This is a genomic window from Pseudidiomarina sediminum DSM 21906 (genome assembly GCF_000423165.1).
Classification (GTDB): domain Bacteria; phylum Pseudomonadota; class Gammaproteobacteria; order Enterobacterales; family Alteromonadaceae; genus Pseudidiomarina; species Pseudidiomarina sediminum.
The window spans coordinates 525,580-539,337 of the sequence record NZ_KE383983.1; the positions used below are offsets into that span (position 1 = coordinate 525,580).

Sequence of the window (13,758 nt, forward strand, 5' to 3'; positions counted from 1 at the left end):
GTTCAGAGTTTGAGCCCCTATGAGCATCGGTATATTGTTCGAAATTACGCCGGCATTCTATATTTTATCTGTCACTTTTTAACAAAATAAATTTAAGTTGGTGCACAATGAAATATCTAACGATGCGACTCGGTATAGCTGTATTTGCTTTGGCATCTTGCTTTTCAGTTCATGCCGAAGAGCGAGTCCTAGAAATCACTGGTGTGGTCGAAGATTTACCCAGCCCTTACGGAGCTGTTGCTCCTGCAGAGATGCTTAGGTTCAAGGCTTACGTTTTTGAAAGAACCGAAGCCTCTCAGCGTGCTAATTTGATTCCTTTTATCGATCTATCTTACGGCTACTCGGTCACTCGAATGAGTATTGAAGTACTGGATGGTGAAGATGAAATCGTTTTTACGGATGCGATAGATTTTGAGTTTCCTCGTAACACCAGTGAGGCAGAAGCAATCCCGGGAACTGATTACACCTATTCACAGTTTTCAAAGCTTCCTCATGATCCCTTCTGGTCCCATCAACATGCAAGTTGGTCTGGCACCAGTGGCTCATTGCCCGAGAAAGCTCGTCTCGTTGAGTTAGGCTTAAGCTTTTTGACGAGAATGATCGCCGAGGATGACTATTATCAACCTAGTGTTGGCTACGACGAAGATGCTTTGGTTTTTGTCGAAGATAGCCTCTTTCCTACCTTCATTGAAGGCGCTCTGGTGTACCCATTTCGTTATTACCTAGCGAATGATTTTGGCGGCGATTTGAGTGAGTTTGATACCGGTGTTTTTGGTTACGCAACGCAATTACGTTACGTCGTATTGGATGTTGACGGTGATGGAGTTCTCGATGCTGATGACCAATGTCTTGCGTCACTTGCAGCTGATTTCGTTACCTTGAATGGCCAACTGTTGACGGTTGAGAACGTGGTGGATGGCAACGGTTGTTCGGTGATGGATCATTACGCTGCCTGTGAGACCGAGCAAGGCGAGGGCGGTTTCTTGGCCTATAGCGGTGCCAGCTACTGTGAACAGCAGGTGGCCTACCAGCTGTATCGCGCAGGTTTGATTGATTACGCCGATGTGCGAGAACTGCGCACGGCTTTACGTTAGTGGCGAGAGAGCCGCATCACAGTCTTGCAAGGAGACGTTATGAAAACACGGTTTAAATTAGCAGCCACTGCGTTGCTTGGCGTAGTTATCGGAAGTGGTTGTTCAGAGGTGCACGAATATATTATCGAGGGTGATGTGCTCCAGTTCGAAGCGAGCTTCTATGATGCTGAACAGAACCAACGGGTGGAACACTTTCAAATCGAAGCCGAGCTTGAGTTTTGGGACGATGACGAGCCTTATATCGATACCTTTGATACCCAAGCCTATGAGGCTGTATTAGCGCGCTTCGAAGGTACTTTCTCAGGTGAGGCGCTTTCGTTTATCAGCGCTTACCCTCGTGATTTTCCTGGTGCTAACTACAACCGCTCAGTGTTCAGTAAAGCGAACGGTACCGATGAAGTCACCTTTCAAGTTGAATATCAGGTGAATGACCGTACGGTAACCTTCGGTTATACCATGACACAAGCGATGGCCCCTTTGGTCAATTTGACGCGGGCTTATCCACAGCTGTTCGCCGGGGAGTATCGCGCTAATGCGCGTTATTTCAGTTCAGTTGTGGACAGCCAGCAACAGGTTTTGTCGGAAGTCTCGATGCAGGGTTTTGTAAATCGAATCTCAGCGTTGCTCGGTGATGCTGACGGCGATGGTGTCGATGATGGTATCGATGCTTGTCTTGATTCGCAGCAAGGTGGTGAAGTTGCTTTAGGGGCGTTTAACTCCGGTGTTGATAATGTGATGGGGAGCGATGGTTGCTCATTGATGGACCGTTACATGGCCTGCCAAGCGGATGAATATGATGCTGGCGCTCCTTGGCTTAGTTACAGCGGGCCAAGCTATTGCGAACAACGCGTGGCGTATGATGCCTATCGTGAGGGCATGATTGATTACACCGAAGTACGACTGTTGCGAACAATGGTAACGCAGTATCACCGTAGCCAGAATAACTTCACTTAATCTCAAGTGGATACTGTAAAAAGGAGGTTTACCTCCTTTTTTGTTGTGTATTGTTGGACTTTCTCCTATCTTAGCAATGTAAAGAAGCCAACATTATTGGACATAAGGGAGAACGGACATGTGCGCTACTAAAGGAATGAAATCACTTATTGCTGCAGGATGTTTGCTCGCGACCTCAGGTGGGCTCGCGCAAGCGGAAGAGTCGCAGGTTTTTATTGAGGGTGAGTTGGTGTTTGCCAGTTTACCGATGCTGAATGATTATCAAGGCCCCTTAGCTGAGCCATTGTTATTTTCGGCGGTGGTTACCGAAGATAGTAGTCAGGCGCAGCCCATCATGTTGTTCAACTTAAGCGAAGAGTATACCGAATCAACCCGAGCGCTGCAGATGGAAATTCGCACCGCAGCAGGTGAGGTGTTGTACTCGGAAACCACCGACGATACTGTGCTTGCAACGGCTAACTTTGTTGAGCGTTACGCTGCTTTTGCCTATGGACAACAAGCGCAAAATACTGGCTACCCCAGTGGCACGGCCTTTTGGGCTCTGATCGCTGGTGGCACAGAGCAGTTTGTTGATCGCGAACTCTCACTTGGTGCGGATGTTGTTTCGCGAGGTGTCGGTATGGGCGGTAGCGCAGGTATTGCGCAGTTGTTCGCAACCACCGAGGAATATCCGGTGTTAGCCGAAGGAAGCTATAGTTACGCGTTTTTGTATTATGACGAAACCTTTAATAACATTGCGGGCAATGGCTACCAAGGCGTTGTTCAAGGGTATGCGACACGTATTTCTTTTGGCGTGACCGATAGCGATGGTGATGGTGTCGAAGATAGTATGGATCAATGTCCAGCATCAGATAGCTCGACAACCGTAGTGTTCAATGGTGTGGATTCTGGCGTCGCTAACCCAGTGGATGCAAGCGGTTGTAGCCTGCGCGATCAATTTGTAGCATGTGAAACCCGAAGTAATTGTACGATGAAACTGATTCGTGACTTCCGTCGTCTCGGCCTTGTTTCTGTGCATGAAGCCAATGCGCTGCGCCAAGCAAGCCAAGTCGGATTCCATTCAAACCGTCCGCGCTAAAACAAACGGCTATAACAGCTGTGCTAGTCAATCTGTTGGTAACTCGGTGGGTGCAGTGTGCTCGCCGAGTTTGCGTGTATTTTTCGTTACCGAGCACTTGCATATTTGTAACTCATCGGACATGATTGACGTTATAACATCCTAATTGGATTAGGTGGCTAACATGAAAAGAAGAACAACTATGCTAAAAAAATTACCTCTCGCTACTGCGGTAGCGCTAGCATTCGCAGGAAGTGCAGGGGCTCAGGCCGCTGAGTTCGAAGTAGGCGATTTCCGCGTAAAATTCGATTCAATCATCTCATATGGTGCAGCTTGGCGGATGGAAGACCGCGATATGCGCTTGATCCATCCTGGTAATATGGAAGGCGGTATGGGTCAGTCAGGTGTTGCCGATGACGGTAACCTGAACTATGACAAAGGCGACATGGTTTCATCGGTGATTAAAGGCGTTCATGATCTCAGTATTGATGGTGGCGACTACGGTGCTTTCGTACGTTTCAAATATTGGTACGACGATGTCATCAAAAATCAAGAAGTTGCGCATGGTCACCCAGCAACTAACTACTACCCTGATGTTACCCTCGATAACGATGGTCTTGATGACTATTCAACGGGCTCAGGTTTTGAATTGTTAGATGCCTTCGTTTATGCCTATTTTGATTTAGGCGATATGCCGGCGAACCTGCGTGTGGGTCGTCAGGTATTGAGCTGGGGTGAAAGTACGTTCTTCTTCAACGGTATTAATGCGATCAACCCGATTGACGTGAACGCTGTGCGCCGTCCAGGGGTTGAGATTAAAGAAGCACTTTTACCTGTGGGTATGGTGAACTTGAACTTAGGTTTAACCGACGAGACCAGCCTTGATTTGTTCTATCAGTATGAGTGGGATAATACCAAGTTGGATGGTTGTGGTACTTTCTTCTCAACCGTTGATATTCTAGGTGGACCTGGCTGTAATAAAGTTACCTTAAACCCAACACTTGTGGCAGGCGATCCGTCGAGCAGTCTAAGTGACCGTGACTCGATTTTATACGGAACCTACCTTGACCGTGCTCCGAATATCGAGCCAGAAGACGGCGGTCAGTATGGTGCTGCGTTACGTCACTACAGCTCTGACTTAGATGTGGAGTTTGGCTTCTACTACATGAATATCCATAGCCAAACGCCAATCATCTCCGCGTACAACTGGGTCGAGCATCCAACCCCAAGTTTCAGTCACCCTGATGGTATTCCAATTGCTGGTCCGAACTACGTGTTGCAGTATGCTGAAGACCAAGAAATCATGGGTGCTAGCTTTAGTACCAACTTCGGTTTGTGGTCAGTCGGTGGTGAGTACAGCTTCCGTCCTGACTTACCGGTGCAAATCAACACCACTGAAATCTTGACCGCTGGTTTACGCGCTGGTGTTCCGAGCACTTTCTCGAACCGCATTGAGCGTGATGAGAACGGTACTATCACCAACTTAGGTGAATTACAGCGTGGTTATGACGAGGTTGATGTAAGTCAGTTTCAGTTAACCGGTATTCGTTTTATTGATAATGTGATGGGCGCAAGTCGTTTGACCTTCATTGGTGAAATCGCGTTGAACAAAGCCCATTCATTGGCAGGTCTTGATGAGCAGCGCTACGGCCGTAACCCTGTTTACGGTAAATGTTTGACGGTTGCCGATCAGCAAATGATGGGGAACCCATCACCGGCAGGCGATATCAACTGTGAAGGTTTTGTCACAGGTTCATCTTGGGGTTATCGCACACGTTTCGTCGCTGAGTACAACAACGTGTTCTCAGGTTGGAACTTGTCGCCGACGCTAGCCTTTGGTCATGATGTCAATGGTACGTCGCCGAACAGTAACTTCTTAGAAGGCCGCAAAACCATCGGCCTAAGCCTTGATGCGAACTACCTATCGTCATACAAAATTGGCGTGGGGTATAACATCAATACGGGTGGCGACTATGAAGCTGCGAGTGACCGAGACTTTGCCTCAATCAGCTTCAGCTATAGTTTCTAATGGCTGCAATAGTTTAGAAAAACCCGCTTCGGCGGGTTTTTTTATGCCGTTTATCGAACACGACTTGCGCAAGGGCTGCGCAACTCGTATTGATAGAGTATTGCTGCGAACAAGGGGAATAGAATGAAAAATTATATTGTAGGTGCCGTCATCGCCAGCTCGCTGCAGCTGACCACTAGCGCTGCGTTTGCATCTGAACAGAACACACTGCAATTGGAAGATGTATTTGAGCTGGAATATGCGAGCTCACCGAGCATTCATCCTTCGGGCGACTACACCGTATTTGTCCGGAACTATATGGATATTATGACGGACCGTAAGTATGGCGCACTTTGGCAAGTAGACCATGCTGGCGACATGCGACCTCTACTTGGTGGTGATGCCAATGATCATTCAGCGGTCTGGTCTCCCGATGGGAGCAAACTCGCTTTTGTGTCAAACCGTAGCGGCCGTCAGCAGATCCATCTGTATTGGACCGATACCGGTAAACATGCACCAGTGACACGACTCACCGGCGCACCGAGCAACCTCGCTTGGTCCCCAGACGGTCAATGGCTTGCGTTTACGATGTTTACACCAGCGCCTAAAGCCCCACCGGTGAGCTTACCGAAGGCGCCAAAAGGGGCGAAGTGGGCTGAGGCTCCAAAATACATCGATAAAGACAACTATCGTTTTGATGGTTCAGGTTACGCCGCCGATGGTTATCAACAGATTTATGTGATGCCCGCCAGTGGTGGCACTCCGCGTCAAGTCACCTCGGGTGAACACCACCACGGTGGTACTTTGGCGTGGCGTGATGACAGTCAGCACATTATTTTCTCTGCGAACTTGCATGATGAGGCGTTTTTCGAGCCGCAGAACTCGGAGCTGTATCAAGTTGCCTTGGCTACCGGTGAGTTAACCCAGTTGACCGACCGCGATGGCCCTGACCGTTCACCGGTCATCAGCCCTGACGGCCAGAAAGTCGCTTGGGTTGGGTACGATGATAAAAAAATGAGTTATCAGCTTAACCAGCTGTACGTGATGGATCTCAAGGAACGCAAACCACAGTTGTTAACTGCCGACCTCGATTACAGTGTGGGCAGCGTGCAATGGCGTGACGATAGCCAAGCGCTTTACTTTGCGTATGACCGTCATGGCAAAGGCCATATCGTGATGCAAGGGTTAGATGGTAAGCGTGCACAATTGACCGACGCGATGGGCGGTTTGAGTTACAGCCGTCCGTACAGTGGTGGCGCTTTTGACGTGAATGGCAAGCAACTGGTGTTTACTAAGGCTGATGCCGAGCGCCCTGCGGACTTGGTGTTACAACATGGCAAGATGCAGCGTCAATTGACTGCCTTGAATGATGACTTACTCGCCACCAAACATCTGGGCCGAGTGGAAGAAATTTGGTATGACTCTCAGCATGGTGATTATCAAATTCAAGGGTGGTTGGTGTACCCACCTAATTTTGATCCTGAGCAAAAATATCCATTGATTCTGGAAATCCACGGTGGTCCACATACCGCTTATGCGGAGAGTTTTTCGGCAGAGGTACAATTGATGGCTGCAGCTGGAAACGTGGTGTTGTATACCAACCCACGCGGTAGTACCAGTTATGGTGAAGACTTTGCCCAAGAGATTCATCACAACTATCCGAGTCAGGACTATGATGATTTGATGGATGGTGTCGACGCTGTTATTGCGAAAGGCTTTATCGATGAAGATCGTTTGTATGTCACTGGCGGCAGTGGTGGTGGGGTGTTGACCGCTTGGATTGTTGGCCATACCGACCGTTTTCGTGCGGCTGTCGTAGCGAAGCCGGTGATCAATTGGTACAGCTTTGTACTCACTGCAGATATGTACAACTACTTTGGTGCTTATTGGTTCCCAGGTTTACCTTGGGAGCATCTTGACCATTACATGAAGTACTCGCCGATCAGTTATGTCGGCAATGTAACGACACCGACCATGTTGTTGACTGGCGATGCGGATTATCGCACGCCAATCTCTGAGTCTGAGCAGTATTACCAAGCCCTCAAGCTGGCCGGCGTAGAGACCGCGATGGTGCGTGTTCCCGACGCACCGCACGGGATCTATAGTCGTCCATCAAACCTAATGGCAAAAGTGGCCTATATACTGTACTGGTTTGAAAAGTACAGCGATTAACGTGATTGCGGGTGCGTATTCCGACGTGCCCGCATACTATCGAGCTGAAGTTTGATCTTATTCTTGAGGCGTTGGAAAGGGCGGTTCAAGGTCTCATGGCGCCCAGCAATCCGAAAAATATCACTTTCATGCGTGTGACTGTGGTCGACGGTGTAGGGAGTTAAGCCCCGAATCCGTAATCCCAGCTCATCTTGCCATTGAAGATCGACATCAACCGGACGAAATACTTGTCGACGTTGCGCTAATATCTTTGTCGCGCCTTGCTTGCTTACGGCTTGTGCGCATGCACCTAAGGGGGGCTTGCGATAGCTGACCCAGCGAAATGAACTAAACTCACCTAATACTTGGGTGCGTTGTTGCTTGTGTGGCGCCGCCAGTTTGATCACATCCCAAGGTTCGGCAATGCTAGCGATGCACGGTGGTACAATGGCAAAATTGTCGCTGAACACAACGTCATCTTCGAGCACAATCGCAAAATCAAGATCGTGATCGATAATCGCTTGCCACGCTTTTAAATGGGATAAGTAGCAGCCAACTTCACTGGCTGAAAGAGGCGAGTGATAATCTTTGCGCGCACGCTCATGATCAATCAACTGCTGCAACTGTTGCTGCGATAACTGCCGTCCATCAACAGCATCAATACGCTGATACTGAAGACCCAAAGCATTCAAGCGTTGGCTTACCGCGCGCCAGCGATGTGGGGCACGTTGCAAGTTAATCACGAAGATAGCCCACTTAGGATTGTGGTCCATGTACGTCTTTTCCTCCCATGAACATAGTGCATGATGCGCAGCGGCTATTGTAGGAAGTCCCCCCAGCTTCCCAAGCGCCTTTTCATGATCTTTTCATTGCAAACCTGTCACGATTTCCGTTTGGGCGTCATCTTTGTGCTGCAGAAGTTCCCATAGTCAACTGAGTTGAGGAGAAGCGAGCGTGGCAGGCGCTGACAAACAGCAGACGATCGATGCGGTAATTACGTGGGTGGATGGCAACGAGCAAGCGCATCGTGACAAGTTAAATGCATACTTAGAAAGCTTGGGGCAGCGTCCGGCTGCAGCGCACCCAACCCGCTTTCGCGAATGTGGTGAGCTTGCCTATTGTCTAACGTCGCTCCTTAAGTTCGCGCCGTTTTTGCGCAAGATATTTATTGTGACAGACAACCAGTACCCGTGTGTGCTTAAGCAGCTAGTTGATAAAGAACTTGCCCAGCGTATTGAAGTGATTGACCATCGCGTGATTTTTCGTGGTTATGAGCAGGTGTTGCCGACCTTCAACAGCTTAACGATCGAAACCATGTTGTGGCGGATCCCAGATCTGGCGGAACATTTTATCTACTTTAACGACGATGTGATGCTGTTACAGCCTGTCGCTGCCGAGGATTTCTTTGTCGATGGTAAGCCGGTGTTGCGCGCGGTGAAGCAAAAGCAAAGCAGGTATCGCTGGAGCAAACGATTACGAAATTGGTTTGCGGGTCCGCCTGAGAAGCATAACCCGGGTTTTAAATACTCACAGGAGCGGGCCGCACAGCGGCTGGGGTTTGCTCGCGACTTCTATCGCTTAGATCATACGCCACATCCTCTGCGACGCTCGACCTTTGCGACCTTATTTGCAGAGCATCCGCGGTGGTTTATCGAAAATATTCAGCATAAATTACGTCATCGTGCGCAGTTTTCACCGGTGGCCTTGGCGTATCACTGGCAAGTTTTGCAGCAACAAGCGGTTTTGGCTGGGCTGAATGACGGGATGAACGTGAAACCACGGCGTTACCCGCTGGCGCGACTAGAGCGCAAACTTAATCGGACTGAAGGCACCAAGTTTGCTTGCGTGCAAAGCCTTGATCTAGCCTCTCCTGAGCAGTGTGCGCTTATTATCGGATGGTTGCGTCAGCGTATTGGTGGCCTCTCGACCTCAGCGGTCCGCCGAGATGTTTAAAAAGAGTTCTTCGTAGCGCTGATGCATCAGCTCTTTGCTGTGTTCCGCGAAGGCTTGTGTGCGCGCGCGCTGTCCCATGGCCTCAGCTGTGGCGTCATCACTCATGACACTTTTCAGCTGAGCAGCTAACGCTTCAGCATTGGCGTGTTCATGCAGGAGTCCAGTATCTTGATGAGCGATGACCTCCTGCACTCCAGGAACGGCACTGCCAATAACGGCACAACCTGCGGCCATAGCTTCTAACAGTGTGAGTGGCATCCCTTCATAATGGGTGCACTGGACAAAGTACTTGGTCTCACTGAGTAAGCGCGGAACTTCTGAAGAGAATCCCATAAAATCGACTAAATCATCCACCCCAAGTTCATGGCTCAATCGTTGCAGTGATTGCGTTAGTTTCGCCTTACCTTTGCCGACCAGCTTTAGGGGGAGCTCTAGACCTTGCTCACGGAGTATGGCGATGGCGCGAATGAGCGTCGCATGATCTTTTTGCTTGGCGATGCGAGACACCATGATGAGCTCGTTTTTACGGGTCGCCCAAGGTCGTGGTTCTGCTTGAAATGGACCCAAATGAATCCCGTTTGGAATGGCAATACACTTTTCTTCCGGGAAGCCTTTTTCTAGCAAGGCTTGGCGTACCCCTTCAGAACAGCCGACCAAAACTTTGGTGTAGCGCGTGAGCCAATGGGCTTGTTTTAAGCGCCACCAGGTATAACGTTCGCGGGTATTGTGTTCGACATGAACCAGTGTTGGCACGCGCGCGAGAAGTCCCGCATAGCGCCCCCATAGGTGTTCGCTAAAGCCGTGGGCAACAAGCACGTCAGGTTGATAGCGCTCGCAAACACGCATGAGCTCATAAATTGTGGTCAGATGCGTGATATTATTGACCTCGACCAGCGGTAAGCCCTCATCATAAAGCTGTTGGATGCGTTGGCGGTCCGCATGAGATTTTTTGCGGAGCACGAGCAGTGCATCACAGGTATCTGAATCCAGCGCTGCACGGACGAGTCCGAGCGCGACTTGGGTTGCGCCACCGGAGAAGCCGCCGGTAACAAAATGCAGAACTTTGAGCTTTTTCATAGATGATGTCATGGTCGTCGTACAATTTTGGGTTCTACTCGGACATTCTACCGAGTGTTAAAAATTAGGGAATAGCAATGATAGCATTGGAGACCTTACAACTTGACCAAGGGTGGCGAAACTTTTTTACGCAGCCACATCAGCAGCAGTGCTTGCAGAGCGTGTTAACTCGGGTGCAACAAGCGCGTGACAATGGCGTCACTATCTACCCGCCGGCTGCTGAGGTGTTCCGTGCTTTTGAGCTAACTCCCTTGGCGAAAGTGCGGGTGGTGATTCTTGGTCAAGACCCTTATCACGGTCCGGGTCAAGCCCACGGCTTGAGCTTTTCGGTACCGGAGGGCGTCAAATTTCCGCCGTCACTGCGCAATATCTTTAAAGCCATCTCCCATGATGAGCCGGATTATCATATTCCGCTACATGGTGATCTTAGTCATTGGGCGCGACAAGGAGTGTTGTTGTTGAATACCGTACTCACGGTAGAGCAGGGCAAAGCGCATGCGCACGCTGGTTGGGGCTGGGAAACCTTTACTGATGCGGTGATTGAGCATATCAATGCGACGCGCGAAGGCGTAGTGTTTCTGTTGTGGGGGGCACATGCGCAGAAGAAGCAGGAGTTGATTGATCCAACACGTCACCACGTGCTGACCTCTGTGCACCCGTCACCGCTATCGGCGCACCGTGGCTTTTTTGAATGCGGTCACTTTCGCCGTGTCAACGCGCTGCTGACACCGCCAATTGAATGGTGATCAGCTTGAATGCTATTCGCGGCCGCAGGGAGCTTACCGCGAATAGCAAGCAAACCTGTGGTTTAGAAGTCGAGTTCGTCGAGCTCGAGATCTAAACCGTAATCCATATCTTGTAATTCTTCTTTGAGTCTGTATTTTTCTTTAAGCGCTTCAATTTCTCGCCACTTGCGTTTACTGCGACGTGACTTGCTTTGCTTCGTTTCAACACTACCTAGCTCTTGTGAATGACCCATGGGATCCTCCTAGCTTATTGTTGTTTTTTAGACTTAGCGCAACACTTAAATAACACTTGGTGAAATAAAAGACAAGCCTTGTGTGATTTTTGTGCGTGCCTCTGGTCGTCTGTAAAAGCAACATATCTTGCCTTCCTAACACTAACCCCGTATAATCCGCGGCCACAAAATTGTTCTTTCACAGCACAGGTAATTTGGTATGCATCCCATGTTAAACATCGCGGTGCGCGCTGCGCGTGCGGCCGGCAAAATTTTAACCAAAAATTTTGGCATCGAAGCTGATTTAAATATCCAATCAAAAAGTCAGCATGATTTTGTTTCTGAGCTTGATAAAGCGGCAGAGCAAGCGATTATTAAGACCATTCAAAAGTCTTATCCAGACCACAGCTTTTTGGCCGAAGAAAGTGGCTCACATGAAGGTGCGGCGCCAGAGCATCAGTGGATTATTGATCCGCTGGACGGCACCACCAATTACCTGCGCGGTATTCCTCACTTTGCGATTTCGATCGCTTATCTCTACAAAGGTTCTGTGCAAGCGGCAGTGGTTTATGACCCATTGCGTGAAGAGCTATTCTCAGCCAGCAAAGGCGCTGGCGCCCAACTGAACGGCAAGCGTATTCGTGTGAAAGCACAACGCGACTTGCACGGCGCGTTATTGGCAACCGGTTTCCCATTCAAGCGTAAAGATTTGCTTGAGAGCTACCAAAATGTTTTCGCCGCACTGTTTGAGCAAACTGCAGACATGCGTCGTGCAGGTTCAGCTGCGCTCGACCTTGCTTATGTTGCGGCAGGTCGCGTTGATGGTTTTTGGGAGTTTAGCCTACAACCATGGGATATCGCAGCAGGCAGCCTGATCGTGCGTGAAGCAGGTGGTTTGGTTGCGGATTTTGCCGGTGGCCATAGCTTTATGCAAACGGGACACACCGTTGCAGGTAACCCGAAAGTGGTCCAGCACTTGCTTACCAAAGCGCGTCCGCACCTACCTGCAAGCATGAAGTAACAGGAGCCAATGATGTTAGAGAATATTCGGATTGTGCTGGTGAATACGTCGCATACGGGCAACATTGGCTCTGTTGCGCGTGCGATGAAAACCATGGGGCTGTCGCAGCTCACCTTGGTGGATCCTGTGCAACCACCGGACAGTCATGCATCAGCTCTCGCGGCGGGTGCGACGGATATTCTCCATCAGGCGGTGACGGTTGGCACCTTAAGCGAAGCCATCGAAGGTTGTGGCTTGGTGATCGGAACCAGTGCTCGGAACCGTACGTTAGACTGGCCTTTGCTTGGTCCACGTGAAGCGGCGGGGCAGTTGTTGCGTGAAAGTGAAAATTACCAGGTTGCGTTGGTGTTTGGTCGCGAAAGTAGTGGTCTGACGAACGAGGAATTACAGCAATGTACGCATCATGTGCACATTCCTTCGAATCCTGACTACAGCTCCTTGAATTTGGCCATGGCCGTCCAAACCTTAGCTTATGAAGTGCGGATGCAATGGTTGGAAGCACAAGAGACAGCTCCGGCAGGGCAGGGCGAAGCGGAAGCGTTAAGCTATCCGCTCACTGAAGATTTGGAGCGCTTCTATGTGCATTTGGAGCAAACGCTGACGGATACCGGTTTTATTATCAAGCAGCATCCTGGTCAGGTGATGGCGAAGTTACGGCGGTTGTTTACCCGCGCGCGTCCAGAAACAAACGAGTTGAATATTCTGCGCGGCATCTTGGCATCCGTGGATAAGAGTATTTCGTGATTCAGGCGCTGCGGCGCTGATCGTTTATCGTTATTCGTTATTCGTTATTCGTTGTTGGTTAATGGTTACGACAACATTGTTTCGTCAAAAACTAGAGCAAGTTAGAAACCCAATTATTTTATTTTGTTCTGGTTTTTTCGAATAACGGATAACGAATAACGATAAACGTACAACGAATCCATAATACTTGACTAAATTAGTCGGGAATGCGAAAATTACGGCATCAACTCGGAGGAACCCAGCTATGCGCTTAACCTCAAAAGGACGTTACGCCGTAACAGCAATGTTAGACGTTGCACTTCATACAGAACAAGGCCCTGTGCCGTTAGCAGATATTTCTGAGCGACAAGGCATTTCGCTAAGTTACTTAGAGCAACTGTTTGCGCGTTTGCGAAAGCAAGGGCTTGTCAGTAGTGTGCGCGGCCCCGGCGGTGGTTATCGACTCGGCATTACACCAGATGAGATTTCGATCAGCGCGGTCATTCGTGCGGTAGATGAAAGCATTGATGCAACGCGTTGTGGTGGCCAAGGAGACTGTCAAGGCGGTCATCGCTGTTTGACCCATTCATTATGGTCAAATCTCAGCGAAAGAATTGAAGACTTTTTAGCAAATATTAGCTTGGCGGAGCTGGTGAAGCAGCAAGATATCAGTACCATCGCCGAACGCCAAAATGCTCAGGTCGCTGAACAGAAAAAGCGCGAGCAACAAATTGCACTGAGGTGCCAAGTTTAGTTCGCTTG

At 49.5% G+C, this 13,758-nt stretch carries 13 protein-coding genes; 10 read left to right on the forward strand and 3 right to left on the reverse strand.

Annotated elements, in window-relative coordinates; genetic code table 11:
• Positions 1–353: 353 nt before the first annotated feature.
• From G535_RS0107760 to G535_RS0107780, 5 genes are all read left to right on the forward strand, one after another.
• On the forward strand, positions 354–1,094 hold the full coding sequence (locus G535_RS0107760; protein ID WP_026861545.1) for a hypothetical protein: 741 nt from the start codon (positions 354–356) through the stop codon (positions 1,092–1,094).
• A 39-nt stretch (positions 1,095–1,133) separates the two neighbouring features.
• On the forward strand, positions 1,134–2,048 hold the full coding sequence (locus G535_RS0107765) for a hypothetical protein (RefSeq protein ID WP_026861546.1): 915 nt from the start codon (positions 1,134–1,136) through the stop codon (positions 2,046–2,048).
• Between the two features lie 118 nt (positions 2,049–2,166).
• Positions 2,167–3,126: a hypothetical protein gene (locus G535_RS0107770; protein WP_126775154.1), complete on the forward strand. Its 960-nt coding sequence runs from the start codon at positions 2,167–2,169 to the stop codon at positions 3,124–3,126.
• 181 nt (positions 3,127–3,307) lie between these two features.
• Positions 3,308–5,134 (forward strand): DUF1302 domain-containing protein, encoded by a 1,827-nt coding sequence (locus tag G535_RS0107775; protein WP_026861548.1) that lies wholly within the window; start codon positions 3,308–3,310, stop codon positions 5,132–5,134.
• A gap of 123 nt (positions 5,135–5,257) precedes the next feature.
• Entirely contained in the window at positions 5,258–7,285 is a 2,028-nt protein-coding gene (locus tag G535_RS0107780) for a S9 family peptidase (protein ID WP_026861549.1), read from the forward strand.
• On the opposite strand, the gene G535_RS0107785 is transcribed toward G535_RS0107780, so the two are convergent.
• Positions 7,282–8,037, reverse strand: a complete 756-nt coding sequence (locus G535_RS0107785) for a glycosyltransferase family 25 protein (RefSeq protein ID WP_026861550.1) — start codon at positions 8,035–8,037, stop codon at positions 7,282–7,284. The two genes, G535_RS0107780 and G535_RS0107785, sit on opposite strands and share 4 nt — an antisense overlap.
• A gap of 181 nt (positions 8,038–8,218) precedes the next feature.
• Between G535_RS0107785 and G535_RS13225 the strand changes: the two genes are divergently transcribed.
• Positions 8,219–9,217 (forward strand): stealth family protein, encoded by a 999-nt coding sequence (locus G535_RS13225; protein ID WP_051207055.1) that lies wholly within the window; start codon positions 8,219–8,221, stop codon positions 9,215–9,217.
• Here the strand turns inward: G535_RS13225 and G535_RS0107795 are convergent.
• The gene (locus G535_RS0107795; protein ID WP_241970452.1) at positions 9,194–10,294 is read right to left on the reverse strand and encodes a glycosyltransferase; all 1,101 of its coding nucleotides are present in this window, start codon (positions 10,292–10,294) and stop codon (positions 9,194–9,196) included. The genes G535_RS13225 and G535_RS0107795 overlap by 24 nt on opposite strands.
• A 77-nt stretch (positions 10,295–10,371) precedes the next feature.
• Here G535_RS0107795 and ung point away from each other — a divergent pair, with 77 nt between their 5' ends.
• Positions 10,372–11,040 (forward strand): uracil-DNA glycosylase, encoded by a 669-nt coding sequence (ung, locus tag G535_RS0107800; RefSeq protein ID WP_084616827.1) that lies wholly within the window; start codon positions 10,372–10,374, stop codon positions 11,038–11,040.
• 62 nt (positions 11,041–11,102) lie between these two features.
• Here ung and G535_RS14090 read toward each other — a convergent pair whose 3' ends face one another.
• Entirely contained in the window at positions 11,103–11,273 is a 171-nt protein-coding gene (locus G535_RS14090; RefSeq protein ID WP_084616828.1) for a DUF3545 family protein, read from the reverse strand.
• A gap of 199 nt (positions 11,274–11,472) precedes the next feature.
• Between G535_RS14090 and suhB the strand changes: the two genes are divergently transcribed.
• The 3 genes from suhB to iscR all read left to right on the forward strand — a co-directional run bounded on the left by suhB (position 11,473) and on the right by iscR (position 13,750).
• The gene (suhB, locus tag G535_RS0107810; protein WP_026861553.1) at positions 11,473–12,273 is read left to right on the forward strand and encodes an inositol-1-monophosphatase; all 801 of its coding nucleotides are present in this window, start codon (positions 11,473–11,475) and stop codon (positions 12,271–12,273) included.
• A gap of 12 nt (positions 12,274–12,285) precedes the next feature.
• A complete protein-coding gene (trmJ, locus tag G535_RS0107815) occupies positions 12,286–13,017 on the forward strand; it encodes a tRNA (cytosine(32)/uridine(32)-2'-O)-methyltransferase TrmJ (RefSeq protein ID WP_026861554.1) in 732 nt (243 codons plus the stop codon).
• 244 nt (positions 13,018–13,261) lie between these two features.
• Entirely contained in the window at positions 13,262–13,750 is a 489-nt protein-coding gene (gene iscR / locus G535_RS0107820; RefSeq protein ID WP_026861555.1) for a Fe-S cluster assembly transcriptional regulator IscR, read from the forward strand.
• The last annotated feature ends 8 nt before the right edge of the window (positions 13,751–13,758 follow it).